Genomic DNA, 24,924 nt, shown 5'->3' on the forward strand with positions numbered 1-24,924 from the left:
GCGACGAGAATCGTCGCCGCCCTGCGCGGTGTGTGGGACTAGACCGGGGTGCGGGAGAACCGTTCGCGTAGATCGCGTTTGAGGATCTTCCCGGTGACGTTCCGGGGCAGGGTGTCGACGAACTCGACCCGGCGGGGCACCTGGAATCCGCCGAGCTGTTCCCGGCAGGAGGTGATGATGTCGTCTGCGGTTGCGGTAACGCCGTCACGGAGAACGACGACCGCACAGACCAGTTCGCCCCAGGTGGCGTCCTCGACGCCGATCGCCGCGGCCTCGGCGACCGCGGGGTGATGATAGAGGGCCTGCTCGACGGCGAGGGAGGCGACGTTCTCGCCGCCGCTGATGATCAGATCCTTCTTCCGGTCGACGATGTAGACGAAGCCCTCCTCGTCGCGTCGGACCAGGTCGCCGGTGTGGAACCAGCCGTCGGTGAACGCGGCCGCGGTCGCGTCCGGATCCTGCCAGTAGCCGGTCATCACCTGGTCGCCGCGAACCACCATCTCCCCCACCTGACCGGTGGGCACGTCGCGCATGGCATCGTCGACGATGCGGATGTCGACCAGGCGCATGGGTTTGCCTGCGGCCGCCAGCAATTCGCTCTCACCACGGGCGGCGCGCCGATGCGCGTCGTAGTCGAGGTGGAGCACGTTGCCGGCGAGTTCCGTCATTCCCATGCCCTGATAGAAGTCGCAGCGGAGACGTTCGAGTCCCTGCCGCAGCACTTGCGCCGGGATCGCCGACGATCCGTACCCGATCGCCTGCAGGGTACTGAGATCGTGGTCGGCAAGGGCCGGATCCTGGAGCAGGAAGTTGATCATCGTGGGTGCCAGCCCGGTCTGCGTGACCTGCCATTGCTCCACGAGACGCAGGAACGTCGCGTTGTCGTAGGCGCGGACGATGCCGACGGTGCTCCCCATCAGGTGGTTGAGCAACGTCACGTACCCGCCGACATGGCACAGCGGGAAACAGAACAGGAACACCGTGTCCTCCGGCAGAGCCCACTGCAGCGCCGAGGACGTGATCCCGCTGACCAGGTTGCGGTGGCTGATCATCACGCCCTTCGGCGTGCCGGTCGTGCCGGACGTGTAGACCAGCCACGCGATGTCGTCCGGTGCCGGCCGAACCGACGGTGCCTGCGCGGGTCCGACGCCCACGAAATCGTCCCAGCCGACGGTCCCCGGGGCGGCCCCGATCGAGACGACCGTGTGCACCGACGGGATCGAACCGCGGATCTGGTCGACGGCGCCGGCGAACTCTTCGGCCACGATCAGCACGGTGGCACCGGAATGCTCGATCAACGCCGCGATTTGGTCGGGATGCAGCCGGAAGTTGAGGATGGTCAGGGCCATCCCGGCCATCGGCACACCGTAGTAGCAGTCGAAGTACTCGGTGCAGTTGGTGGACAGGATCGCGACCCGGTCCCCCTGCGCGGCAACACCGAGCAGTGCACCCGCGAGCCGTCGGCTGCGATCACGCAGCTCGGCGTAGGTCACTGCCTCGACCTCGAATCGCAGCGCGATCCGGTCGGGATGCTTGCGCGCGCCGTACTCGACGATGTCGCTGACCAGCATTCAGTTTCTCCTTGGAACGGATGAGGTGGTGGTGGACTCGGTACTCACCGGATCGCGAGCGGGTTGATCGGCGACCCCACCCCGCGGGTGAACTGCAGAGGCGGTCCGGCATAGAAGAAGTCGTACATGCCGTCGGCGGCGCAGGCGGCGGAAAGCTCCTCGAAGTCGAGCAACTCGGCAAGGGTCATACCCATGTCGCGGATCAGCACCATGTGAAGCTCGAACAACGCCCCCGGATTCTCGCCGGGCATCACCTCGACCGCCCAGTTGTCCGAGCCCACGACCGCGACGTCGCGCTCCCGCAGCCACGTGGCGCACGACAGACTCAAACCCGGCTCACCCGCCATGAATCCTGCCGGATCGTGGTCGGCGAGAAACTTTGCGCGCCAACCGGTGCGGATCAGCACGATGTCGCCCGGACCGACCTCGACGTTCTGTGCGGCGGCGACGGCGTCGAGTTCGTCCGGAGTGATCGCCGTCCCGGCCTCGAGCCACTCCACACCGCGCGCCCTGGCGACGTCGAGCAGCACGCCGCGACCGGCGATCCCCTTCGCCTGAGTGTGGATCCCGCACTTGTCGGCACCCTTGACGGTGACCCCCGTACCGGGATGACCGTTGTAGAGCTGATCGTCATAGTGCACATGGGACAGGGAGTCGTACTGCGAGCCCGCCTGCAGCGGCATGAAGACGTAGTCGTCGGCCCATTTGAAGCCTCCGGGGAGCACCTGCTCCTGCCCGTTCTCGGCCATCAGCCTGATCGGGTTGATCCGATTGCCTCCCGGCTGGGGTCCGTCACCGTCGAGTGGGATGCCCAGTTCGAATATCGTGCCGGTCCGAATCAGCGCAGCGGCAGCCGCCACACGCTCGGGCGTGATGAGGTTCGTGGTTCCACGCTCGTCGTCGGCGCCCCAGCGCCCCCAGTTGCTCAACTGCCGGCCCAGTTCTCGCATGTCGGATATGGACGTGGTCATCCTGCCTCCTCGGGCAATCGAACAAAGTATGACGTGACAGTCATGTCAACTTCGTGAATTGTGACCCCCGGCACCCCCGGTGTCAATACCGGACATGCGCGAGGTCGGAAGAGGCGCCCCACAGCCTGCGTCAACCCTTGTCAGGAGTTCCGCCGAGGGTCTTGACTGGAACGTGGGTCTCGATCGCTCACGACGACAGACAGGAATGATGCAGATGCCCACCCATCAGGCAGTTCACGTCCAGGCCCCCGGCGAGCCACTGAAACTCGTCGACGTCGAAACGGCATCGCCGCCGCGCGACCACGTTCGCATAGCCGTTTCAGCGTGCGGCGTGTGCGGCACCGACCACGCGTTCGTCAGCGGCGCGTTCCCCGAGATGTCGTGGCCGTTGACACTGGGACACGAGATCGCCGGAACCATAGCCGAACTCGGCGCCGGCGTCGACAACTACGCCGTCGGCGACCGCGTCGGGGTGGGCTGGTTCGGTGGGCACTGCAACCAGTGCATTCCGTGCCGCAAAGGGACCTTCATCTACTGCGAGAAGTTGCAGGTGCCGAGCTGGCAGTACCCCGGCGGATACGCCGAATCCGTGACGGTTCCCGCCAACGCGCTCGCCCGGATTCCGAGCGAACTGTCCTTCACCGAGGCCGCGCCCCTGGGCTGTGCCGGGGTCACCACGTTCGACGCGCTGCGGAAGACACGGGCCGTTCCGGGTGACCGCGTCGCCATCCTGGGCATCGGCGGGCTCGGCCACCTCGGGGTGCAGTTCGCCCGGGCGATGGGCTTCGAGACGATTGCCATCGCTCGTGGCGCCGACAAAGCCGACGACGCTCGGCAGTTGGGCGCCCATCACTACGTCGACTCCACCGCCGGCGACGTCAGTGAAGCGTTACGCGCACTCGGTGGCGTGTCGGTGGTCCTGGGGACGGCGGCGAACTCGAAGGCGATGGGTGCCGTGGTCGGTGGGCTGCTTCCGCTCGGTGAGCTCACCGTCGTCGGTGTCACGCCCGACCCACTGCCGATCAGTCCCCTGCAGCTGATCACTCCCGGCGTCAACGTCACCGGTCACCCCTCCGGCACCGCCCGCGACGTCGAGGAAGCGATGCAATTCGCGGTCCTGTCCGGCGTGCGCGCCCGGATCGAGGAGCGGCCCCTGAGCGAAGCCGCGGAGGCCTACGCCGCGATGGAGGAAGGGCGGGCGCGCTATCGCATGGTCCTCACCATGTGACCGTTCCCGGGCTGATCGACCGTCTTCAGCGGAGTTCGTCGCCGCCGCGCCGCTCGACGCCCCAGGTGACGGAAGGTCCGTGAAGCTTCTCGTACGCCGCCTTTTCGGCGTCATGACGGGACGCCTTCTTCGGGTTCTCCAGATCGGGCGGCAGCCCGTGCCTCTCGAGGCGTCGAGATCGGTTCTGCGCCATATAGGACACCGCATAGAACACGGCGAGTAGCACTCCGAGCAAGACCATGGAGGCTCGCAGCCCGAGCGGTCCCGGGAACAGGAAGAACACGGCGAAGACCGGAACGAACGGGACCATGCTGCGGACGAGGTGCCGGGGAACGGCCCAGTCACCGACCAGGTCGTTGCGGACCCAGTCCTGCATGGAGTCGGGAAGTGTGCGGCCTACCGCGTAGCCCAGCCACCGCAGGGGTCCGGGCCGTGTTCGTTGCGTCTTTCGCGACATGACAACTACCTGTTCATGTTGTGCTGAAATCGAATTCGACATGGTTGTCCTCACTGATCGAGCGCGCCCGCTCTGAGCGCAGCCTGATTGACGCGGGTGAGAACGTCGTGCAGTTCCTCGAGTTCGGCCAGGCTGACGCCGAGCTTTTCGATCACGGCGGGCGGAATCTTCAGCGCTTCCGCCCGCAGCGCAGCACCGGCTTCGGTCAACTCGACATCCAATTGCCTCTCGTCGGCCCGACTGCGGGTGCGCGTGATCAGTCCGGACGCCTCGAGGCGCTTGAGGAGCGGCGAGAGGGTGGGTGAATCGAGTTGCAGTGCGGTCCCGATCTCCTTGACCGCCATAGGGGCCTTTCCCCAGAGGGCGAGCATGACCAGATACTGCGGATGCGTCAGCCCCATCGGTTCGAGCAAGGGGCGGTAGACGGCGAGCACCGCCCGGTTCGCGACCGCGAGCGCGAAACACACCTGCCGGTCGAGAGCAAGTAGATCGTCGCCGGCCTCACCCTGCTGCACGTCTGCGGACATGCGACGAGGTTACCAGATTGCTTCGTGCGATAACTAATATTGCACGAAGCAATCGGAGACGCTCGATGACCGTCAAGGCAGACGGGCAACGAGGAACACGATGAACATGCCCCTCGTGTCGTCGAGGCCGGCATCGGCCGACAGGGCGCGGAGTTCGCCCTCACTTGTCGGTGGCACCTGTCACCCGATCAGGTGAGCGTCGGCAGCGAGCACTCCGACCGTAGGGACACGGAAGTCGTCACCTTCCGAAGCCCACCTCACATGATCTTCTCGTCAGGCCATCTCGGGGACGTGCAGATGAGCGATGGCCAACTCGAACTCGCCGACCTCGAGGAGCCGAGCGCCGGACTCGCACATTTCCGACGTTCCGATGCTCTCGGCCATTTCCCCGGTACCGCCCGCCGGGGCGTTGTCGAAGGTCATCGACGACACAATCCGGCCGGCGGCCGGATCGACGAGCAGACTCGCGCTGCAGAATCCTGCGAGCTCGTGCATGGCGGGCAGCGAGGACATCTTGTACACGTCGATCACACGGTCCAGGTGACCCGGCTCGACGTCGAGCCACGCGACCCGCACCCAGGCGCCCTGATGTGAGCGGTGGTCGCGGTGCAGGGCCGCGATGTCCCACCGCGAGACGGTCGCGGTGGCGTGGAAAACCTCGGCCATGCGGTCACGCAGCTGTCGAACAGGTGCTTCGCTCGCGCGCAGAGCCTCGTCGTCCGTCCAGGAACTGGTGGCGATGCACCGGCCGGAGCCTCGGTCGACCAGCAGGGACATTCCGGCGGATCCTGCGATGTCGGCAAGCGCGGGCATCACAGTGTCGCGCACATGCTTGATCCCCTCGTCGATGAACGACGGGTGCGCATCAAAGGTGGAAGAGCGTGCAAACACGGTGGCCATCCTTCTCCTCGGGCGGCGCCGCGTGGCGCCGACGTCCAACCCCCATCTCCCACACTCCTCCCCCTACGCGGGCGAGACAATGATCGACAGTGACAGACGAAACCCGGACGCCTACTCGTGCCGTGTGGAGGATTCACCTTCGGTGTAAATGGAGGGCTCGCCCTCCGCGAGTGCGGTCGCGTGGTCGATGACCACTCGCTTCCACCACGAATCGAGCGGACTCGGGTCCGGCCACACGACCGCGTCGGCGGTGAGCGACGACGTGGTTTCGCGGGGGAGGCTCGTTTCCGTTCCGGTGATCTTTTCGGGATCGGCCTGGATACCGCCGACCGCCCCCTGTTGCGTCAACTTGCCTGCGCGTGTCGGCGGGGAGGGAGTTGGGCGACCAGCTGCTCCCACTCGTCGAATCGAGCGGTGTCGGCCCTGCGCGGTCGGGGTGACGGGCCTGCCGCCAACTCGACCAGACTCCGGGCAGCGCCGAGGACGGTGAGGTGATGGCGTCGTGCAACGTCGAGAAGTTCGTCGAACGCCTGGGCGTCGGTGCAGCCGCGGCCTGCAATCAGAATGCCCTTGGCCGTACCGAGCAGTTCCCGGCCATCGGGGCGCCTTCGCGGAATCAGGCGCGTCGGGCTGGGGACCGGAGTGAGGGATGGTTCGGTGCTGTCCTCGATCATTCCGCGTAACTCCTTCGTTCTCGTGCATCTGCCGCCGGTGTGCCGACGGTCCCGTCCGGACGCGAAATGTGAGTCACGTCACTGTCGATGCACGATCAGTTCTAGCGGACCGAGCCGCACCTGTCATCTAGACGCATGTCCAACTCTACGGGCATTTGCCCAGGTGACACGGCGCACGGTGCGATTCGCGACTAACATCGCGATACCAACTTGTGACCTGTACCACACGGTAGCGTTATCTCGAGGCGGGATTGCACCGGCTTGGACACCATTTCGACCCCGAGCACGACAAGGTCACGCGACCGGGGACGGCGTTGACACATCAGACGCCGAAGCCATTCGGGGACGCCGACACCCAAGCGGTCAGCCATTGCCGCTTCCATACCTGAGGGCTCGGCTGGTCGACCCCGAACACCCGCATGCGCGGTCCGTTCCGATCCCGTGGGGGGCATTGGCCGACGTCCGTCGCGCGGCCCAGAAACAAACCCTTCACCTGAAATGGCGCCCATCTCTCGATCCATTGTTCAGATGAAAATGGACGGTTGTCAAATTTCAATATGTGAGAATATTCCGAATTGATGAAACACTGCGAGATCGCGAACGCGATAAATGAAGTAAGCGGCGATCGACGATCCCGTGAATTTTCATCACCAGCAGAGGAGTGAATTCCGATGGGTTCTGCGGGAATCGACTTCGACGTCGCATTCGAGGCGTTCCTGAAGTGACTGAGCCTCACCTTCGGCGGCGGAATCGGACTGGGCTGACCAGCAAAAAGGTCCGATAAGCGGTGGCCAGGCTCTCCTGGGGACGGCCTGGCCATCATTCCGATCGCGATGTGCGAATATTTCGTCGGCAAGTCATGCCGCCGAAGGAATCGGACGCAAATAATTCGAAATTCACTATCACTGCGCGTCGGAATAATTCGACCGTCGCGTGAGCAACTTTGAGCGCGATCGCCTGAACTTCCCGCGTCGCCAAAATACTTCCCGCGTCGGCAAAATACTTCCCGCGTCGGCAAAATCGGGCTGTTCTTTTCTTTTCCCCGCGAAAGAGGAACTCGCGCCCGGCGCGATCGACGGGGGTTCGTGCGATCGAGCAGCGTGGAGCGACCGGTCGGCCTGTTTCGTCGCACGATCACGCACCGAATCACCCAGTCACTTCGGGCTTTTGACCGATTGAAGATCCGTCGTTGGGGGTAGTCGGGATCGGTGCGGTGTGCGTCGAGCGACGATCGCCGTCCGGGTGAAGGGAGTCGACAACGATGACCACAGCAGGAGGGGGCCCGAGCTCGAGCAGCCTGGCCGACGTCATCGACACCATTCTGGACAAGGGCCTGGTCATCGACGCCTACGTACGGGTCTCGCTGGTCGGGATCGAACTGCTCACCATCGACGCCCGCGTGGTGGTGGCCAGCGTTGACACCTACTTGCGCTTCGCCGAAGCGGCGAACCGGCTCGCGATCGGCAGCGAACCCAAGGGCCTGACCGATCTCGTTTCCGACGTCAAGGGCAGCGGCAGCACGAAGTCCAAGACGAAGGGCGTACTCGAGGGGGTGGGCGAAACGCTCAGCGAGCTGCTCGACGGATCGGGCAGCAAACGCGAACCCGCACCACGCCAGAAGTGAACCTGATCCCGGATAGATCCGCCCTCGGCGGTGAAACCGGTTCGGGGGAACCGGTCGGTCCGTGACATCGGCCGCCTGATCGACTACAAATGAGACACTTGCTCGTCGCTGTCGGGGGCCGCGAGTTACACCAATCCACTCCAGCGCGATCTTTCGGGGAACGAACACTTTTCCTCTAGGCACGCCTTGTTTCCGGGGAGGCGACCGCATGAGCACATCGCGGTCCTCACAGCCACGATCGGAGCCTACTGGCAACAGCAGATGGTTGCAGAACTCCGTCCGCACCGAGGTTCGGAAACCCGGCCGCAGGCGCCCATCGACCGGCCCACACTCGCCGACCATGGCCAGGCGGGCGGGGTACCGATGGAGCGAACCCTCCCCCAGACCTACACCGCGGACGGTGCGAGGTGCCGACCGAGATAGGCGGCGGTGGCGGAGCCAGCCGTCTCTGCGACGATCGCCGGCTGACCCGAGGCGATGATGCGGCCGCCGTTGTCTCCGCCGCCGGGTCCGAGATCGATCATCCAGTCCGCCGAGGCGATGACCGACATGTCGTGTTCGACCAGGACGACGGTGTTTTCCGCCGCGACGAGACGGCGCAGCACCACCATGAGTCGATCCACGTCGGCGGGGTGCAGTCCGGTGGTGGGTTCGTCGAGCACGTAGAGCGTGTGCCCGGATCGGACGCGCTGCAGTTCGCCGGCCAGCTTGACGCGTTGCGCCTCCCCACCCGACAGCGTGGTGGCCGATTGGCCGAGCCGCAGATATCCGAGACCCACCTCCACCAGCATGTCCAGGCTCTTCTTCGCGGCCGGGACGTGGTTCAGGAAGTCCCGGGCATCGTCGACGGTCATCCCGAGGACGTCGGCGATCGACCGGCCGTCGACCAGGATCTCGAGGGTCTCGGCGTTGTAACGTGCGCCGGCGCAGACCGGGCACGGCGCCGAGGCCTCGGGCAGGAACAGCATGCCGATGGTGATCACACCGGCGCCCTCGCACTCGTCGCATCGGCCACCGGTGACGTTGAACGAGAATCGGCCGGGACTGTATCCGCGCTCGCGAGCGGTGGGGTGTGCAGCGAAACGCTTCCGGATCACGTCGAACAGTCCGGTGTACGTCGCGAGATTCGAGCGCGGAGTCCGCCCGATCGGGGTCTGGTCCACCCGCACCAGCCGGTCGATGTGTCCGAGCCCGTGAGACGACACCACCGTCGGTTCGGCGGTGTCGCGGCCGTCGGCCATCACGGCCGTGGAGTCGTCGGCGTCGTCGGCGTCGTCGCTGACGGTGTCGGGTCCGGGTTCGTCGTCGACGCCGAGGTGCCGGGCGACGACGTCCGTGAGCACACGGCTGACGAGCGTGGATTTGCCCGAGCCGGACACGCCGGTGACCGCGGTGAGCACCCCGAGCGGGATCCGCACGCTCAGATCCCGCAGATTGTGCATCGTGATGCCGGAGAGTTCGATCCACGTGCTCGGCTGTGCGGGCTCCTGGTAAATGCCCGATTGTTCGAAAAGGTATCGGCGGGTGACGGATTCGGCGATCGCCGCGAGACCGTCCACCGGGCCGCTGTAGAGGACCCGCCCACCGTGCTCCCCGGCATCGGGGCCGACATCGACGATCCAGTCCGCCGCCCGGACGACGTCGAGGTTGTGTTCGATGACGAAGACGGAGTTGCCTGCCGCGCGAAGCCGCCGCACGGCAGCGACCAGCGCCTCGGTGTCGGCGGGGTGCAGGCCCGCGGACGGCTCGTCCAGGACGTACAGCACTCCGAACAGGCCCGACTGCAGCTGGGTGGCCAGCCGCAGGCGCTGAAGCTCCCCCGGCGACAGGGTTGTAGTCGATCGGCCGAGACTCAGGTATCCCAGTCCGAGCTCGGACAACCCCCGGAGACCTCCGAGTAGGTTGTCCACCAACGCCTCCGATGCTCGGTCGGTAGCGTCGCCTGCGGAGGCATCGCGGGATGCGACGGCGGCTTCGAGGACCGTGGCCAGATCGGCCAGTGGCAGTTCGGTCGCGTCGGCGATGTCGAGGCCGGCGAACCGCACCGCCAGTGCCTCCGGGCGCAGCCGCTTACCATCGCACGCGCTGCAGGGGCGGGAGACCAGGTATCGCGAGACCTTCGCCCGCTGGGTTGCGCTCTTCGTCGTCGCGAAGGTGTGCAGGACGTAGGTGCGGGCGCTCGAGAACGTTCCCTCGTAGTCGCGCACCATCTTGCCCGGGTCGCGGATCGGTGACACCGTCACCGTGGGCTGCTCCTCGGTGGTGAGGATCCACTCACGTTGGTCTGCAGGGAGTTCCGACCAGGGGCGGTCCACATCGATCCCGAGGGTGTCGAGGATGTCGCGGTAGTTCTTCCCCAGCCACGCACCGGGCCAGGCGGCGACGGCGCCGTCGCGGATACAGCGGCTCGGGTCCGGGACCAGGGCGTCGACGTCGACGTCGTGGGTGCGTCCGAGTCCGTGGCAGGTCGGGCATCCCCCTTCCGGGGTGTTGGGCGAGAAGGCGTTCGAGTCGAGGATGTCGGCGTCCGGCGGGTAGGTGCCGGCCCGGGAGAACAGCATGCGGAGCACGTTGGAGATGTGGGTGAGGGTACCGACCGACGATCTGGCGGACGTGTGACCGCGGGCCTGCTGCAACGCGACCGCCGGGGGAAGCCCCGTGATGTCCCCCACCCTGGGTGCGCCGACCTGATCCATCAATCGGCGCGCGTACGGGGTGACGGACTCGAGAAAGCGTCGTTGCGCTTCGGCGTAGATGGTGCCGAAGGCCAACGACGACTTGCCCGATCCCGACACCCCGGTGAACGCGACGATGCAATCCCGGGGAATGAACACGTCGACGTGGGCGAGGTTGTGTTCGCGGGCGTCGAACACCTCGATGCCGGCGAATGCCCGGGCGGGTGATGGTTCGGCCGGCGGTCCGGGATCGAGGGTCGGCACAACTGCTCCAGGTGTCGGTTCGTGCTCGGGCAGGTCGGGTCCCAGTCTTCCTCGAGGGATGGAACGGGCGTCCCGGTGGTGCGTCGGGTCAGACGATGTTCGTCTCGCCTGCGCCGATACCGGTCTTCGCGAAGCGGCGCAGGGCGAACGAACCGATGTCGTACCCGGGCTCTCTACCGTGGTACAGGTCGCGCACGATCTCACCGGTCGCCGGTCCCATCAGGAAGCCGTGGCCGGAGTAACCGGTCGCGATGAGCAGGCCGTCCACCTCGGTGGATCGGTCGATGATCTGGTTGCGGTCGGGAGTGACCTCGTAGAGTCCGGCCCAGCCGGTGCTGATGCCGTAGTCCAGCACGGCCGGCACCCGGGTCTCGGCGATCGCGCCGAGACCCATCAGCCAATCCTCGAGTTCGAACCTGAGGTTGAATCCCTCGGGCTCGTCCGGGTCGGACCAGCCCAGCAACAGACCTTTGCCTTCGGGATGGAAATAGAAGTTCGAGGGAAAGTCGATGGTCAGCGACGGCGAGAACTCCGGCAACTCGGACAGCGGCTCGGTGAACGCGATCTGCCGGCGGACGGGGACCACGGGGATATCCACCCCGACCATGGTCCCGATCTCCGCAGACCACGCCCCGGCGGCGCAGACCACGGTGCGCGTCGCGATACGTCCGTGTTCGGTGACCACGGCGGTGATGGCGCCGCCCGTGCTCTCGATGTCGGTGACCGCGCAGTGCCGGATGATGCGGGCACCGTGGCGACGGGCGGCCGCGGCGTACCCCATCACCACCGATTCCGGCGTGGCCTTGCCGTCTTCGGGGGACCAGGAGGCGGCGAGGAGCCCGTCGGTGCTGATGAGCGGCGAGATCTTCTTCGCGTCGTCGGGCGTGATCATCCGGCTCGGCACACCGTGCCGGTTCTGCAGCGCCACGCTTTCGGTGAAGATGTCGACGTTGGTCTGGTCCGAGAGGAGGTAGAGGTAGCCGTCGCGGCCGAAGTCGATCTCCTGGCCGTAGTCCTGGGCGAACCGCGAATACACCTCGAGGCCGCGCAGTCCGATCGCGATGTTGGCCTCGTTACTGAACGACGCACGGACACCGCCGGCGGCCTTACAGGTCGAGCCGCAGGCCAACTCGTCCTTTTCCAGGAGGACGACATCGGAGACCCCGGATTCGGCAAGGTGGAACGCGATACTGGCGCCGATGACGCCACCGCCGATCACGACGACGGACGCCTGTTCGGGGAGTTCCTTGCTCATGTCGCTTCTACTTTCCTGAAGAGTGATTATGTTATGCCGGACCGTCTTCTAGAACGCCGCGTTCCGCGGAGCCCGTCCACGCAACACCATGGCTTCGCGCACGCGGTCCTGGGCGGTGCTGCGCGCCACCTCGTGGGTGGTACGTCCCTGAGCCTGCGACGCTTCCAGGGTGTCGATGGTGCTGGCGCGCAGCTTGTTCGAGATGTTGGCGAACACCGCAGCGGGTTCGGGACGGATACCGGAGTAACGGGCGTCCATGGCCACGGCTGCGGCCACCACGCCGCCGGCGTTGGCGATGAAGTCCGGGACGACGGTCACGCCGCGGCCGCGCAGCACCGTCTGCGCCTCGGGGCTGCTCGGCAGGTTCGCACCTTCGACGACGATCCTGGCGGGCAATGTCCGGGCGAGATCGGCGTCGATGACGTCCTGCAATGCGGCCGGGATCAGGACGTCCGCCGTCACCGAGAGTTCTTCCCCGGCGGCGAGCGGCTTGGCGTCGGAGTACTCGTCGACCAGTCCGTCACCGTATCGTTCGCGCAGGTCGAGCAGGGTGGCGACGTCGAGGCCGTCCGGGTTGTGGATGCCACCTCGCGACGTCGAGACGGCGACGACGGTGGCGCCCAGTTCGGCGAGGCGTTTCGCGCTCGCCGCGCCGACCGCTCCGAAGCCCTGGATGGATACGCTCAGCGAACCGGTGGACAGGCCGATCGCCTGCGCGGCGGCGTCGGCCGACTCCGCGACTCCGTGGCCGGTGACCCCGAGCTGGTCGTACGGGAGTCCGCCGAGCGCGTGTGGGGTGCCGACGGCGCCGCCCCGGCCACCGACCTCGTCGAGCATGATCGCGGCGTCCTTCTCGGTCAGTCCGACGTCGAGCCCGAAAACGTATTCCTCGGGGACCTCGTTGCGCAGGGCCCGCACGAACGCCCGCAGGACCGCTTCCTTCGACTCGGCGTTCGGGTCGGCCCAGATCCCGGCCTTGGCGCCGCCGTAGAAGAGGTCGACCCCGGCCCATTTCCAGGTCATGTTCCGGGCCAGCCGGACGACCTCGCCGACACTGACGGTGGTGGACATGCGGGTGCCGCCCTTGCCCATTCCGCGGGCGGTGTTGTCGATGACCAGAACGCCGCGCATGCCGGTGCGCGCGTCGGAGACACACACGACCTTCTCCGGGCCCCATTCGTCGATCAGTTCGAACATCGTCGTTGCTCCTCGTGCGAGTCGAAAGGGGGATGTCAGGCGAAGTTGACGCCCTGAGCCAGGGGCAGCTCACGGGAGTAGTTGACGGTGTTCGTGGCGCGGCGCATGTAGGCGCGCCAGGCGTCGGAGCCGGATTCGCGGCCGCCGCCGGTGGTCTTCTCCCCGCCGAATGCGCCACCGATCTCGGCGCCGGACGTGCCGATATTGACGTTGACGATGCCGCAGTCCGAACCGTCAGCGGCGATGAACCGCTCGGCCTCGCGCTGGTCGGTGGTGAAGATCGACGACGACAGACCCTGCGGGACGTCGTTGTGCAGAGCGATCGCCTCCTCGAACGTGTCGTAGGTCAGGACGTAGAGGATCGGGGCGAAGGTTTCGTCCTTGACGATCTCGCTCTGGGTCGGCATCCGCACGATCGCGGGCTCGACGTAGTACGAATTGTCGCTGCTGGGCCTGCGCCGACCACCGACGAGGATCTGCCCGCCCTGCGCGACGGCCTGCTCGAGGGCTTCGGTCATGTTGGCGTGGGACTTGCCGTCGATCAGCGGGCCCACGAGGGTGCCGTCGGCGAACGGGTCGCCGATCGGGAGGTGCCGGTAGACCTGGGAGATCCGGTCGATCAGCTCGTCGGCGATGTCCTGGTGAACGATGATGCGGCGCATCGAGGTGCACCGCTGACCTGCGGTGCCCGCGGCGGCGAAGACGATGCCGCGGGTGGCGAGCTCGAGGTCCGCGGACGGGGTGACGACCGCGGCGTTGTTGCCGCCGAGTTCGAGGATGGCGCGGCCGAAGCGAACGGCGACGCGCGGGGCGATCTGCTCCCCCATCCGCTCGGAGCCGGTGGCGGAGATCAGCGGCACCTTTGGACTGTCGATCAGTGCCTGGGTGTCGGCGGCACTCGCCGAGACGAGGACGTTCAGGTTGGCCGGTGCGCCCGATTCCTCTGCGGCGCGGTCGAACAGCGCGGAGCAGGCGGCGGCGGTCAGGGTGGTCAGCTGGGCGGGCTTCCAGATCACCGCGTCACCGCAGACGATGGCCAGGGCGAGATTCCAGGACCACACCGCGGCCGGGAAGTTGAACGCGGAGACGACACCGACGACGCCGAGCGGGTGCCAGGTCTCCATCAGGCGGTGGCCGGGGCGCTCCGAGGGCATGGTGCGGCCGTCGAGCTGGCGGGACAGTCCGACCGCGAAGTCGCAGATGTCGATCATTTCCTGGACCTCGCCGAGGGCCTCCGAGCGGATCTTGCCGACCTCGATGCCGATCAGGTTGGCGACGTCTTCCTTGTGCTCGGTGAGCAGTTCGCCGAGGCGCTTGATCAGGAATCCGCGGACCGGTCCGGGAACGGTGCGCCATTGCAGGAACGCGTCGTGGGCGGCGTCGATCGCGGCCTCGACGTCGGCGGCGCCTGCGGCCGGGTAGTCGAACAGGGCGTCCCCGGTGACCGGGGTGCGGGCGGTGACGGTGTTCGTCACCCCGGCGGTGTCGAGCACGGCCGGGTCGACCCCGCATCGTTGCAGGCTGGTGCGTGCGAGGGTGCGCAGTTCGTCGGTGGTGGGCAGGGCGATGGTGTCGGCGACAGCGGTGCTCATTTACTTGACTCCCTGGGTAGCGATGGGTGGGGTAGCGATGGGTGCAGGTACGTCGATGGGTCCGCGGATGTGCAGTTCGGTGGCCACACGAGCGAGGGATGCGCTGCGGATCCCGTCGTAGAGCGCATACGGGTCGTGCAGGGGACGGCCCAGGACTCCCTCCATCCAGTCGGCGTCGACAGCGGCCGTCGACTGGGTGGTGTCCTTGCGACCGTCCGACGTCAGGTTCGACTGGAAGATCCCCGCCGCGGACTTCGGCAGGAAGTCCTCGTAGACGATCGGCTCGGGGCGGACCCAGCCCTGGTCGATCAGATCCGGCAGCGACCGGGACGGCGCGTGCCCGTTGGGCAGCTTGCCGGTGTTCAGCGTGTACGTGAAGTAGGCGAGGTCGTGCAGGGCCAATCCCTGCTCGGTGGCAGGCATCCGCTCATTCCACAGTTCCGCGGCGATCGCGTTGCGCGCCTCGGCCGACACCGGTGCGGCGGCGGCAGCCTCCCGCACCGCCTGCTCGGTCTCGACGGTCAACCGGTCGTAGACCTCCCGGCCGCGGACGGTGGCGGCGATGCCGCGGGCTTCGACCTCACCGAAACGCACTCGCAGCGACCCCTTCTCGACGCTGCCGTCCGCCTCGCGGAACACCCGTGGTTCGGCGAGGGCGCGGAACGAGGTCTGACGCAGCAGCAGATCCGGGCCGGCCCACCGGGGCGGTCCCTGGATCGTGTCGATCATGTCGATGCCGCGACGCTCCATGCGGGCGTAGAGATCGTCGATGTCCAGGACCCGCGGGGTCAGGTGGTTGACGTGGGTGCTGGTGACGCCGCCGATGTCGGCGGCCACCGACGACACCTGTTCGAGCTCGCGGTACCAGGTGCGGTCGACGGCCTCGGTGGAGAGCTTGAACGCGGCCGTCGCGAGGGTCAGGAACATCTCGGCGTCACCGGAATTCAGCCCCCGGTACTCGCTCGCCCGGTCGGCGAGCACCAGCAGTTCGGTGGTGAACAGCGTGCGCCTGGCGAGGAAACTCTCGACTCGCCGCTGCAGATCTTCGCTGAAGAAGCGGCGGTCCGAGGGGACGAGCATCGAGGTGAACACTCGGAAGGGGTTGCGCGCCAGTTCGTCCGGGTCCGTGGGCCGGAAGGCGGTCGAGACGACCGGGACGGAACTGGCAGCCGCCTCGCGCAGGTCGTAGAACCCGACCGGGTACATGCCCATGGCCGCGAACACGCGTGCCACCTGCGCCATCTCCTGTGGGGTGCCCACACGGATCGCTCCGTGGCGTTCGGCGGTGACCCGGGCGATCGAGCCCAGCCGTTCGGCATCGGCACCGGGACGCGACAGCACGGCGTCGTTGACGGCCTGCGAGACCTCGAGCAACGTGGTGTAGGCGGGAACTTCCTTCCCGTACATGTGCGAGAGGCGGCGAGCGAACTCGGCGCGCAGTTCCCACTGCTGGGTGATCGGCATGCGTGCAACTCCAGGGTCGATGGGGTCGGGTGAGGGCGAAGTCGTGGTGTGCCGGAGGGTTTTCGAACGGTGCGGCAGTTCGACGTTTCGTTCCCGCTCGTTCATCGTGGCGTGCCGGATTGAATAGCACCAGCGAAGAAAACTAGCCAGAACCGTTTAGGATCCCTATATGAACATGAGTCTGGCCCACCTCGTCACGCTCCGGGAACTGGCTCGGCGCGGAACGATGGTCGCGGTCGCCGAAGAACTCGGATACACCGCGGGCGCCGTATCGCAGCAGATCGCAGCGTTGGAGAAGGCCGTCGGCTCGCAACTCGTCACCAAGGTGGGACGCAACGTCGTCCTCACCGATTCCGGGGTCGTCCTGGCCGAACACGCCCTGAAAATCCTGAGCGCGGAACAGACCGCCCTCGACGCGCTCCGCGCAGTCCACGACGACGTTGCTGCGCCCCTTCTGCTCGGCACCTTCGGCAGTACCGCCGCTGCGCTGCTGCCGCCGGTGGTGGCCGCCGCGCAGCGCGAGTACCCGCACCTCGCCCTCAGCAGCCGCGAACTCGACGTCGACGACGCCGCCACCGCGGTCCAGCGCGGACAGGTCGACGTCGCTTTCGGGCTGGACTACCCCAATGCGCCGATGCCCCGCACTCCGGATATCGAGATGATCACCCTGCGCAGCGAGCGATTCGGACTCGCCGTCTCCTCCGGGGCATACGGCATCCGCACCGAGTGCACGATCGATCTGCGCGAGGCCGCGGACTGGAACTGGATCCTGCCGCCCGCGGAAACCCAGTTCGGTCGCGCCATCCGAATCGCCTGCCGGCAGGAAGGATTCGAACCGATCGCACGGCACGCGATCGTCGACACCGCCGTTTCCCTGGCACTGGCCGCGGAGGGGCTGGGCGCGGCTCCGGTAACGGACATGATGATCAGGCTCAACAGCTCGGTACCGATCGTCCGGGTCGACCTCGCCCAGGAGATCGGCAGGCGGATCGTGCTCCTGCGGCTCGCCGGCTCGGAGATCCGGCCCACCGTGCGGGCCGTCACCGAAATCGTGCGTGCCGTCGTGACCACGGCCGAGACGCGATGAGGACTCTACCGAGGGAAAGTCAGTTCTCCTGGCCGGTGGAGGTGTCCCGTGCACCCTGGTGCTCGGCGATGAAGCGTCCCAGTGTGAGGCCGACGTGTAACTCGAGTCGCTGCGCGCCCAAAGACAGGTCGAGACCGGTGACCTCCTCGATCTTCGCAAGCCGGTAGTACAGGGTCTGACGGTGGATGCCGAGGATCGCGGCGGTGGCGCCGGTATCGCCGGCCTGGTCGAGATAGGTCTGGGCGGTGGCGAGCAGGTCGATGTTGCGGTGGTCGAGCAGGGCCCGCACCGACGGCGTGAGGACTGCATCGGCGAGGACGCCGGTGGGCCCGCACGACGCCAGCCGGTAGATGCCGAGCTCTTCCCAGTAGGCGATCGGTCCCGTCGACTCGTCGTGCCGGGCGACCCGGGCACCCAGCTTGGCTTGCTGCCAGCTCCGCCGGGCCGAACGCAGTCCTCGACAAGACCCTCCCACTCCGACCAGCGCTCCGGCGCCCGCACCGCTTTCGGCGATGGACCGGACAGGGTCGACGGCGCCATCCGCCGCAGGCACCACGACGGCGGTCAGCGATCCGATCGGCGCCAGCAGACTGCGCGTGCCGGGGGAGGGCAGGAGACCGTCGACGGCCAGCACGGTCAGCGCGCCGCCGTCGGGAAAGAGTCCGGAGTCTTCGATGCGGGCAAGCGCACGGGCGAACGCCTTCCTGTCCCCTTCCAGGAGGTCGGCGACGGCGACCGCCAGATCGTCGCGGCCCCGCGAAGTATGCGCGAGGTGAGCTCCCGCCTGACCGGCCAGGGACATCGCGGCAGTCAGATCACGATCGGGCACCGCGCTGTTCTCGTCCGGTAGGACGAACAGATACCCGTACGCCGAACCGGCGTAGCGGGCCGGGAGGCAGATCCGTGACGACGCCTCGATCTGCGGATTCTCGGGCGTGGTGACCGGGCGCATGCTGTCGGCGATGCCGAAACTCTCGTACCATGCCCGCGCTTCCGGCGGACAACTCCGGGTGAGGATCGACTGCACCCGGTCCCTGTCGACGCCCGGCGACTGGGTGCTGTAGGCCATCAGCGAAAAGGCCCGATCGACCAGCACCACCGACGCCGACAGTCGTTCGGCCACCTCGGCGACCACTTCATCGAGAGTCACTTCACCATCTCCGTGAACGGCATATTTCGTGGGCAATACTTACTGCGATCATTCCGAGTCGGCCATACAAGTGTCTGAGCGCCGGGGCCGAAAATTCTGGCAGCTGTCCCTAGCATGCTACGTGTTGCGCCGTTACGTTGGTCACACACGAACGGAAGTTCGCCATCTCGCCAGGCCCCGGCCTCGGCACTTCCTCTGTCGGAGCGTCCGACCACCGCAGAACGGATCGCGCCCGATCGCCCTCGTGTCCGACTCGACCTTTGGAGCGTGTGATGTCCACTCACGAACAACCGCCCGAGACGTTGCAGAAGTCTCTGAAGCAACGCCACCTGACAATGATCGCGATCGGGGGCGTCGTCGGCGCAGGCCTCTTCGTGGGCTCGAGCGCCCTGCTGCACACCTCCGGACCCGCAGCCTTCATCTCCTACGGCGTCACCGGCGTCGTCATCGTCCTCGTGATGCGCATGCTCGGCGAAATGGCCACCACCAATCCGTCGACCGGATCGTTCGCCGGCTACGCCCGCAAGGCCTTCGGCGGCTGGGCCGGTTTCACCACCGGCTGGCTCTACTGGTTCTTCTGGGTCGTCGCCGTCGGCGCCGAAGCCGTCATCGGCGGCAAACTCCTCCAACGCTGGATCGACCTGCCCTCCTGGACGATGGCCACCGTCCTGCTGCTTGCCATGGTCGCCACCAATCTCCGTTCGGTCCGCAACTTCGGCGAATTCGAATACTGGTTCGCGGGAATCAAAGTCGCCGCGATCCTGCTGTTCCTCGGTCTCGGCGCGGCCTACGTCTTCGGCCTCTGGCCCGGCCACACCGCCGACTTCAGCAACCTCACCGACCTCGGCGGCTTCGCCCCCAACGGCTGGACGGTCATTCTCTCCGGCGTCGTCGTCGCCGTGTTCTCCATGGTCGGCCCGGAAATCGCGACGATCGCCGCAGCCGAATCCGCCGAACCCGAAAAAGCCGTCGCCAAAGCCACCAACTCCGTCATCGCCCGCATCGGATTCTTCTACATCGGCTCGGTGCTGTTGCTCGCCATCATCGTTCCCTGGACCGACGTCGAGATCGGCCAATCCCCCTTCGTCGACGCCCTCGCCCACATGGGCATTCCCGGCGGACCCGACATCATGAATGCCGTCATCCTCGTCGCCGTACTGTCCTGCCTCAACTCCGGGCTCTACACCTCCTCCCGAATGCTCTTCACCCTCGCCCACAAGGGCGACGCCCCGCACGGCATCGCCAAACTCGACAGACACGGCGTCCCCCGCAACTCGCTGCTCCTGGCCACCCTCGTCGGTTTCGCCTGCATCGGCCTGGACTACCTCTCCCCCGACACCGTCTTCGCGTTTCTCCTCAACGCCTCCGGCGCCACCATCCTCATGGTCTACCTCATGATCGCAATGTCGCAGATCAAACTCCGCGGCCTGATGATCCCCGACGAAGTCGCCCGGCTCCGCCTGAAAATGTGGCTGTTCCCGTACCTGTCGATTCTCGCCGCCGGCAGCATCGTCGCCGTCCTGGTCTCGATGTTCTACGTCGAGACAACCCGATCCCAGATCTCCCTCAGCGTCGCGGCCCTGATCGCAACTCTGATCGCCTACCGACTCCGCCGACGACTCAACCCACCCGTCACCAACCACCCCGCACCCGTCACGAACTAGCACCCGGGGCGGCGGCATGCGAGACACACCGTCTCCTGCCGCCGCCCCTTGTCGTGCGCGCACCCGAGGTTCAGTCCCGCGCACGGTCCGCGTCGAGCTGCGCGGCGAGAAGCTGCGCCAGGTGGTCACCGCGGCGATCGGTCAGATCCGCGAGCTGGGTCCGGCACGAGTATCCGTCCGCCAGGATGGTGGTGTCGGCGTCAGCTCCGGCCACGGCAGGGAGAAGCTGCTGTTCGGCGACTGCGACGGACACCTCGTAGTGTCCCTTCTCGACGCCGAAGTTCCCTGCCAGACCGCAACATCCACCCAGCCGCTGCACCTGCGCACCGGCCTTCTCCAGGAGCTGCGCGTCCGGACTCCACCCCATCACCGAATGGTGGTGGCAGTGTGGCTGCGCGACAACGGATTTGCCCTCGAGGGACGGCGGTTCCCACCCTCGGTCCGTCAACAGTTCCGCCAGGGTGCGGGTGGCCTCGGCGACCGGATCGGCGGCCGCCCTCCCGAGCAGTTCCGCGGCGTCCGAGCGCAGGACCCCGGTGCAGGACGGCTCCATCCCGACGATCGGGATTCCGGCCGCGGCGCTTCCGGACAGCGCGTCCACGGTACGTCCGAGGATCTTCTTCGCCGCGGTGAGCTGCCCGGTCGAGATCCAGGTCAGTCCGCAGCACTGCTGTTTGTCGGTCAACTGCGGTCGGTACCCTGCGGCCTCGAGTACCCGCACGGTGGCGTGCCCGACCTCGGGGGTGAAGTAGTTGGTGAACGAGTCCACGAACAGCAGCACTGGGTCGCCGGTGGTGGCGCGGTCGTTCTCGGTGGCCTTGAACCAGGATCGGAACGTCTGTTTCGCGAACGGGGGGATGGTGCGGCGCCTGTCCACTCCGGCCGACGACAACGCCAGCGGTCCGATGCCGGGAACGCGCATCAGGGCGTTGACCGGACCGGGGGCGCGGCTGGCGATCTTCGCCCAGCGCGGGAGCCACCCCAGCGAGTAGTGGGAGGCGGGGCGGATGCGACCCTGGTAGCTCTGGTGCAGCACTTCGGATTTGAACGCGGCCATGTCGACCCCGGTCGGGCAGTCCGAGGAACATCCCTTGCAGGACAGGCACAGCTCGAGGGCGTCGTGGACCTCCGGCGAACGCCAGCCTCCGTCGATGGCGGTGCCGTTGATCATTTCCTGCAGGACGCGTGCACGGCCGCGGGTGGAGTCCTTCTCCTCCCGCGTCGCCTGATACGACGGGCACATCACTCCGCCGGTGGCGGTGTTGTCGGCCCGGCACTTCCCGACGCCGGTGCAGCGGTGCACGGCCTGGGTGAAGTCGCCGTCGTCGTGGTGATAGGCCATCGCGAGTTGGCGGCGCACGAGCGGGGCGGCCGGCACCCGCAGATCCGCGTCGACGGGGCGGGGGTCGACGACGACACCCGGGTTGAGAATGTTGTCGGGGTCGAAGACGTGCTTGACGGCCCCGAAAAGGGTCATCGCGTCCTGTGAGTACATCAGTGGCAGGAGTTCGCTGCGGGCGCGGCCGTCACCGTGCTCACCGGAGAGGGAACCGCCGTAGCCGGCGACCAGTTTGCTTGCCGCAAACAGGAACTCCCGGAAGATGCCGCTGCCGCCGGGCTGGTCGAGCGGCCAGTCGATGCGCACGTGCAGGCATCCGTCGCCGAAATGCCCGTACGGCAGGCCGGTGACGTTGTAGTCGTTCATCAGCGCATCGAAGTCGCGGAGGTAGTCGCCCAGCATTGCCGGTGGCACGGCCGCGTCCTCCCACCCCGCGTGCGCGGGCAGCCCGGCGGGGCTGCGCCCGGCGAGCCCGGCTCCGTCGGCCCGGATCCGCCACAACTCGGCGGTGCGGGCGGCGTCGGTGACCACGAGGCTGTCCATGGCGCCGCAGTCGCGTCCGACCTGCTGAGCCCGAGCGATCGTCTCGTCGACGTCTTCGCCGACCACCTCGACGAACAACCACGCCGCTCCTGCTGGCAGCGGCGGAACCGCGCCCGGGCCGCGACGCTCGCGCACGACGTCGACAATCCGGGAATCGATCCCCTCGCAGGCCGTCGGATCGAACTTCAGCACCAGCGGGGTCGCGTCACCCGCCGACGCGATGTCGGCGTATCCCAGGACGACCAGAACGCGGTGGGCGGGCTCGGACACCAGCCGAACCGTGGCCCGGGTCGCCACCGCGAGCGTGCCCTCGGTGCCGACCAGCATGCGGGTCACGTCGAACCGGTTCTCCGGCAGGAGATGTTCGAGGGCATAGCCCGACACCTGACGGCCGAACTGGCCTAGTTCGGTGCGGATGGTCGCCAGGCCGCCGCGGGTGACGTGCTGCAATGCAGTCAGTGCCGGGGATGCCGTCACCTCGCCGGCACCGCCCAGTTGCAGCGACTCCCCGGTTCCGGCGAGCACGTCTAGACCCGTCACGTTGTCCGAGGTCCGGCCGTAACCGAGAGTGCGGGACCCGCACGCGTTGTTGCCGATCATCCCGCCGATCGTGCAGCGGGTGGAGGTCGACGGGTCGGGCCCGAATCGCAGGCCGTGCGGTGCCACCGCCTGCTGCAGCACCGTCTGGATCGTGCCCGGCTCCACCGTCGCGGTCTGTGCGTCCGTGTCGATCGAGAGCACCCGGTTCATGTGCCGGCTGAAGTCCAGGATCAGTCCCGTCCCGACCGCGTTGCCCGCCACCGAGGTGCCGCCTCCACGACTGGTCAGCGGCACGCCCTCCCGGCGGCACACCGCGAGCGCCGCCGCGACCTCGTCGGCGTGCCGTGGCCGCGCGACGACCAGCGGCCGCACCCGGTACAGGGACGCGTCGGACGAATAGGCGGCGCGGGTCGTTCCGTCGGAGAGAACATCGCTCACTCCAGAACTGCGCAGCTCAGCGGCCAGTGATTCAGCGGTGATCATTCGTAGCATGCTACAACTTCTAGCATGCTACGAACAGTCCCGTGTTGTTACAGTGATCCGGTGGCAGACGAAGCGCTCGAACTCGAACCGCTCACCCCATTCCCGGGACGACGGATGGAGCAGGCGATCGCGGCCGTGCGGGCCGCCATCGACGACGGCCGCATGAAGCCGGGAGTGAAGTACTCGGTCTACCAACTCGCCGAGGGCCTGGGCATCTCCCGCACCCCCGTGCGCGACGCGCTGCTCCGTCTCGAAGAAGTGGGACTCATCAAATTCGAGGCTCGGCAGGGGTTCCGCATTCTGCTCCCCCAGCCCAAGGAGATCGCCGAGATCTTCGCAGTCCGATTGGCGCTGGAACTTCCCGCCGTCCGCAAGGCCGCGACCGCATCAGACCCCGCCTTGTCGGACGCGCTGCTCCACCAGCAGCGCCTGATGCGGGACGCAGCGGCTGTCGGCGACGAACACGAGTTCGCCCACCACGACCTCGGGCTTCACGACCTGATCCTCGACGCCGCCGACAACAGCCGGGCCCGCGCGATCGTCAAGACACTGCGCGAGACCACCCGGCTGCTCGGGGCCAACACCGCCGACAAGACCAGAACCCTCACCGACATCGACGACGAGCACACACCTGTCATCGACGCGATCATCGCCGGTCAACCCGACGAGGCCGAAGCCGCGATGCGCAGGCACCTCGAAAACACCGGACGCCTGCTCGTCGCACAGGCTCTCCGCACCGAGGCGTCCGATCGGTCCGTCGACGAAATCTGGTCTGCCGTCGTCTGACCTCCACCCGTGAGTACTTGTCAACGTCCGGCGGTTGACAAGTACTCACGGGTGCGACATCAGTCCTGCTTGGGCACCCAGTGGTCCGTCACGAGTTCGAACGATTGTTTGAGCTCCCCGTACGCCGCTCGTTGAGCCTCCTCGCCCTCGCCGTACCGCCGAACGGCAGTCTCGTGTGCCGTAGCGAAAGCGGCCTGCACCTCCTTCGATGATCTCCGCAGTGTCTGTGGGAGGTCTGTCCGGTTCACGGCTCCACTCCTTCTCGGTCATGGGCTTGATGTCGTACCCATCGATTGTCCGCCCGGTCCCACCGCGACGGAACCGAAGTTGGGCAAGTTTTCCGACTCCCGACAGCGGCGGCACAGACCGGGAAACACCAGCATCCGACACCGGTATAGGCAACAATGGCTCGGGAAGCTCGCCGCCATGTGAAATTCATTATCGCCGAAGGGAATTCCGCACCAGAGGAGACTCGATGCCCGTTTCGCCACACTCTTTGTTGCAGCACGTCCAGGATCGCACCACCGACCTACGCCGATGGTTGGATACCGGCGAGAACACCGCCACCTTGACTGCATACCTGCGCGACGAACCCGTCGACCACCGATGGCTCTCCACCTACCGACGACTCACCCACGAACTGCTGCGGGCGGTCGACCACGCCTGTCCCCACAGGGAACCGCACGACACGCGGGCGCCGAGCGTCGACCGCCAATCGGACCTGCAATGAACGACGACCAACGCCGGGCTCTCGAACACGTGCGCGACACGTGCGCGATGCTGCACTGCTTCCTGACCACCCGCCCGAGCGACCGGCCCCCGGAACGGGTCCGCACCGCCACCTTCGAGCAACTCACCGACGACCTCCTCGACGCCGTCACCTCAGCACAGAACGCCGGAGTCCCGGAAGAACGCATCTTCGACAGCATGTGA

22 protein-coding genes are annotated in these 24,924 nt (G+C 66.9%); 7 read left to right on the plus strand and 15 right to left on the minus strand.

Going from position 1 to position 24,924, the window contains the following annotated elements; genetic code table 11:
* Window positions 1-38: 38 nt before the first annotated feature.
* Window positions 39-1,571, minus strand: a complete 1,533-nt coding sequence (locus tag I1A62_RS09910; protein WP_124394068.1) for a long-chain-fatty-acid--CoA ligase — start codon at window positions 1,569-1,571, stop codon at window positions 39-41.
* 44 nt (window positions 1,572-1,615) lie between these two features.
* Window positions 1,616-2,542, minus strand: coding sequence for a cyclase family protein (locus I1A62_RS09915; protein WP_219458606.1), 927 nt, complete (start codon window positions 2,540-2,542; stop codon window positions 1,616-1,618).
* Window positions 2,543-2,756: 214 nt separating this feature from the next.
* Here I1A62_RS09915 and I1A62_RS09920 point away from each other — a divergent pair, with 214 nt between their 5' ends.
* Window positions 2,757-3,770 carry an alcohol dehydrogenase catalytic domain-containing protein gene (locus tag I1A62_RS09920; RefSeq protein ID WP_219458607.1) on the plus strand — a complete coding sequence of 338 codons (1,014 nt, stop codon included), beginning with the start codon at window positions 2,757-2,759 and terminating at the stop codon, window positions 3,768-3,770.
* Between the two features lie 25 nt (window positions 3,771-3,795).
* On the opposite strand, the gene I1A62_RS09925 is transcribed toward I1A62_RS09920, so the two are convergent.
* From I1A62_RS09925 to I1A62_RS09945, 5 genes are all read right to left on the minus strand, one after another.
* Complete coding sequence (locus I1A62_RS09925) at window positions 3,796-4,227, minus strand: DUF5313 family protein (protein ID WP_219458608.1); 432 nt, start codon at window positions 4,225-4,227, stop codon at window positions 3,796-3,798.
* Between the two features lie 50 nt (window positions 4,228-4,277).
* Window positions 4,278-4,754 carry a MarR family winged helix-turn-helix transcriptional regulator gene (locus tag I1A62_RS09930; RefSeq protein ID WP_219458609.1) on the minus strand — a complete coding sequence of 159 codons (477 nt, stop codon included), beginning with the start codon at window positions 4,752-4,754 and terminating at the stop codon, window positions 4,278-4,280.
* Between the two features lie 273 nt (window positions 4,755-5,027).
* Window positions 5,028-5,654 (minus strand): hypothetical protein, encoded by a 627-nt coding sequence (locus I1A62_RS09935; RefSeq protein ID WP_124394040.1) that lies wholly within the window; start codon window positions 5,652-5,654, stop codon window positions 5,028-5,030.
* A 111-nt stretch (window positions 5,655-5,765) separates the two neighbouring features.
* Window positions 5,766-6,002, minus strand: a complete 237-nt coding sequence (locus I1A62_RS09940) for a hypothetical protein (RefSeq protein WP_257890772.1) — start codon at window positions 6,000-6,002, stop codon at window positions 5,766-5,768.
* Complete coding sequence (locus I1A62_RS09945; protein ID WP_012687733.1) at window positions 5,999-6,328, minus strand: ANTAR domain-containing protein; 330 nt, start codon at window positions 6,326-6,328, stop codon at window positions 5,999-6,001. The genes I1A62_RS09940 and I1A62_RS09945 overlap by 4 nt, the downstream gene beginning before the upstream one ends.
* Before the next feature lie 1,261 nt (window positions 6,329-7,589).
* Between I1A62_RS09945 and gvpJ the strand changes: the two genes are divergently transcribed.
* Window positions 7,590-7,952, plus strand: coding sequence for a gas vesicle protein GvpJ (gene gvpJ, locus I1A62_RS09950; protein WP_124394039.1), 363 nt, complete (start codon window positions 7,590-7,592; stop codon window positions 7,950-7,952).
* Window positions 7,953-8,338: 386 nt separating this feature from the next.
* Here the strand turns inward: gvpJ and I1A62_RS09955 are convergent, their stop codons facing one another.
* The 5 genes from I1A62_RS09955 to I1A62_RS09975 all read right to left on the minus strand — a co-directional run bounded on the left by I1A62_RS09955 (window position 8,339) and on the right by I1A62_RS09975 (window position 16,399).
* The gene (locus I1A62_RS09955) at window positions 8,339-10,891 is read right to left on the minus strand and encodes an excinuclease ABC subunit UvrA (protein ID WP_219458610.1); all 2,553 of its coding nucleotides are present in this window, start codon (window positions 10,889-10,891) and stop codon (window positions 8,339-8,341) included.
* Window positions 10,892-10,979: 88 nt separating this feature from the next.
* Entirely contained in the window at window positions 10,980-12,146 is a 1,167-nt protein-coding gene (locus tag I1A62_RS09960) for an FAD-binding oxidoreductase (RefSeq protein WP_219458611.1), read from the minus strand.
* 48 nt (window positions 12,147-12,194) lie between these two features.
* The gene (locus I1A62_RS09965) at window positions 12,195-13,343 is read right to left on the minus strand and encodes a Glu/Leu/Phe/Val dehydrogenase (RefSeq protein WP_219458612.1); all 1,149 of its coding nucleotides are present in this window, start codon (window positions 13,341-13,343) and stop codon (window positions 12,195-12,197) included.
* A 35-nt stretch (window positions 13,344-13,378) separates the two neighbouring features.
* On the minus strand, window positions 13,379-14,935 hold the full coding sequence (locus tag I1A62_RS09970) for an aldehyde dehydrogenase family protein (RefSeq protein ID WP_219458613.1): 1,557 nt from the start codon (window positions 14,933-14,935) through the stop codon (window positions 13,379-13,381).
* Window positions 14,936-16,399 (minus strand): VOC family protein, encoded by a 1,464-nt coding sequence (locus I1A62_RS09975; protein WP_219458614.1) that lies wholly within the window; start codon window positions 16,397-16,399, stop codon window positions 14,936-14,938.
* Between the two features lie 169 nt (window positions 16,400-16,568).
* Here I1A62_RS09975 and I1A62_RS09980 point away from each other — a divergent pair, with 169 nt between their 5' ends.
* A complete protein-coding gene (locus I1A62_RS09980; RefSeq protein WP_219458615.1) occupies window positions 16,569-17,486 on the plus strand; it encodes a LysR family transcriptional regulator in 918 nt (305 codons plus the stop codon).
* Between the two features lie 19 nt (window positions 17,487-17,505).
* On the opposite strand, the gene I1A62_RS09985 is transcribed toward I1A62_RS09980, so the two are convergent.
* Window positions 17,506-18,636 (minus strand): CdaR family transcriptional regulator, encoded by a 1,131-nt coding sequence (locus tag I1A62_RS09985; RefSeq protein WP_219458616.1) that lies wholly within the window; start codon window positions 18,634-18,636, stop codon window positions 17,506-17,508.
* Between the two features lie 272 nt (window positions 18,637-18,908).
* Between I1A62_RS09985 and I1A62_RS09990 the strand changes: the two genes are divergently transcribed.
* Window positions 18,909-20,300 carry an amino acid permease gene (locus I1A62_RS09990; protein ID WP_219458617.1) on the plus strand — a complete coding sequence of 464 codons (1,392 nt, stop codon included), beginning with the start codon at window positions 18,909-18,911 and terminating at the stop codon, window positions 20,298-20,300.
* A 70-nt stretch (window positions 20,301-20,370) separates the two neighbouring features.
* Here I1A62_RS09990 and I1A62_RS09995 read toward each other — a convergent pair whose 3' ends face one another.
* Entirely contained in the window at window positions 20,371-23,214 is a 2,844-nt protein-coding gene (locus tag I1A62_RS09995) for an FAD-binding and (Fe-S)-binding domain-containing protein (protein ID WP_219458618.1), read from the minus strand.
* A gap of 51 nt (window positions 23,215-23,265) precedes the next feature.
* On the opposite strand from I1A62_RS09995, the gene I1A62_RS10000 reads away from it, so the two are divergent.
* Window positions 23,266-23,991 carry a GntR family transcriptional regulator gene (locus I1A62_RS10000; RefSeq protein ID WP_219458619.1) on the plus strand — a complete coding sequence of 242 codons (726 nt, stop codon included), beginning with the start codon at window positions 23,266-23,268 and terminating at the stop codon, window positions 23,989-23,991.
* 59 nt (window positions 23,992-24,050) lie between these two features.
* On the opposite strand, the gene I1A62_RS10005 is transcribed toward I1A62_RS10000, so the two are convergent.
* Window positions 24,051-24,239: a ChaB family protein gene (locus I1A62_RS10005; RefSeq protein WP_072941588.1), complete on the minus strand. Its 189-nt coding sequence runs from the start codon at window positions 24,237-24,239 to the stop codon at window positions 24,051-24,053.
* Between the two features lie 227 nt (window positions 24,240-24,466).
* Here I1A62_RS10005 and I1A62_RS10010 point away from each other — a divergent pair, with 227 nt between their 5' ends.
* Together I1A62_RS10010 and I1A62_RS10015 are read left to right on the plus strand one after the other, a co-directional pair.
* On the plus strand, window positions 24,467-24,721 hold the full coding sequence (locus I1A62_RS10010; RefSeq protein ID WP_206011063.1) for a hypothetical protein: 255 nt from the start codon (window positions 24,467-24,469) through the stop codon (window positions 24,719-24,721).
* Complete coding sequence (locus I1A62_RS10015; RefSeq protein WP_124394028.1) at window positions 24,718-24,924, plus strand: hypothetical protein; 207 nt, start codon at window positions 24,718-24,720, stop codon at window positions 24,922-24,924. Before I1A62_RS10010 ends, I1A62_RS10015 begins: the two co-directional genes overlap by 4 nt.

The sequence above is a fragment of the Rhodococcus sp. USK10 genome, assembly GCF_019378875.1.
Classification (GTDB): Bacteria; Actinomycetota; Actinomycetes; order Mycobacteriales; family Mycobacteriaceae; genus Rhodococcus_F; species Rhodococcus_F pseudokoreensis.

What these genes read in the sequence shown, in the direction of transcription:
- I1A62_RS09990 (WP_219458617.1), top strand. Translation starts at nt 18,909, where the DNA reads ATGTCCACTCACGAACAACCGCCCGAGACGTTGCAGAAGTCTCTGAAG.
- I1A62_RS09910 (WP_124394068.1), bottom strand. Translation starts at nt 1,571, where the DNA reads ATGCTGGTCAGCGACATCGTCGAGTACGGCGCGCGCAAGCATCCCGAC.
- I1A62_RS09960 (WP_219458611.1), bottom strand. Translation starts at nt 12,146, where the DNA reads ATGAGCAAGGAACTCCCCGAACAGGCGTCCGTCGTCGTGATCGGCGGT.
- I1A62_RS09965 (WP_219458612.1), bottom strand. Translation starts at nt 13,343, where the DNA reads ATGTTCGAACTGATCGACGAATGGGGCCCGGAGAAGGTCGTGTGTGTC.
- I1A62_RS09925 (WP_219458608.1), bottom strand. Translation starts at nt 4,227, where the DNA reads ATGTCGCGAAAGACGCAACGAACACGGCCCGGACCCCTGCGGTGGCTG.
- I1A62_RS09930 (WP_219458609.1), bottom strand. Translation starts at nt 4,754, where the DNA reads ATGTCCGCAGACGTGCAGCAGGGTGAGGCCGGCGACGATCTACTTGCT.
- I1A62_RS09945 (WP_012687733.1), bottom strand. Translation starts at nt 6,328, where the DNA reads ATGATCGAGGACAGCACCGAACCATCCCTCACTCCGGTCCCCAGCCCG.
- I1A62_RS10015 (WP_124394028.1), top strand. Translation starts at nt 24,718, where the DNA reads ATGAACGACGACCAACGCCGGGCTCTCGAACACGTGCGCGACACGTGC.
- I1A62_RS10010 (WP_206011063.1), top strand. Translation starts at nt 24,467, where the DNA reads ATGCCCGTTTCGCCACACTCTTTGTTGCAGCACGTCCAGGATCGCACC.
- I1A62_RS09980 (WP_219458615.1), top strand. Translation starts at nt 16,569, where the DNA reads ATGAACATGAGTCTGGCCCACCTCGTCACGCTCCGGGAACTGGCTCGG.
- I1A62_RS09995 (WP_219458618.1), bottom strand. Translation starts at nt 23,214, where the DNA reads ATGCTACGAATGATCACCGCTGAATCACTGGCCGCTGAGCTGCGCAGT.
- I1A62_RS09935 (WP_124394040.1), bottom strand. Translation starts at nt 5,654, where the DNA reads ATGGCCACCGTGTTTGCACGCTCTTCCACCTTTGATGCGCACCCGTCG.
- I1A62_RS09975 (WP_219458614.1), bottom strand. Translation starts at nt 16,399, where the DNA reads ATGCCGATCACCCAGCAGTGGGAACTGCGCGCCGAGTTCGCTCGCCGC.
- gvpJ (WP_124394039.1), top strand. Translation starts at nt 7,590, where the DNA reads ATGACCACAGCAGGAGGGGGCCCGAGCTCGAGCAGCCTGGCCGACGTC.
- I1A62_RS09920 (WP_219458607.1), top strand. Translation starts at nt 2,757, where the DNA reads ATGCCCACCCATCAGGCAGTTCACGTCCAGGCCCCCGGCGAGCCACTG.
- I1A62_RS09970 (WP_219458613.1), bottom strand. Translation starts at nt 14,935, where the DNA reads ATGAGCACCGCTGTCGCCGACACCATCGCCCTGCCCACCACCGACGAA.
- I1A62_RS09915 (WP_219458606.1), bottom strand. Translation starts at nt 2,542, where the DNA reads ATGACCACGTCCATATCCGACATGCGAGAACTGGGCCGGCAGTTGAGC.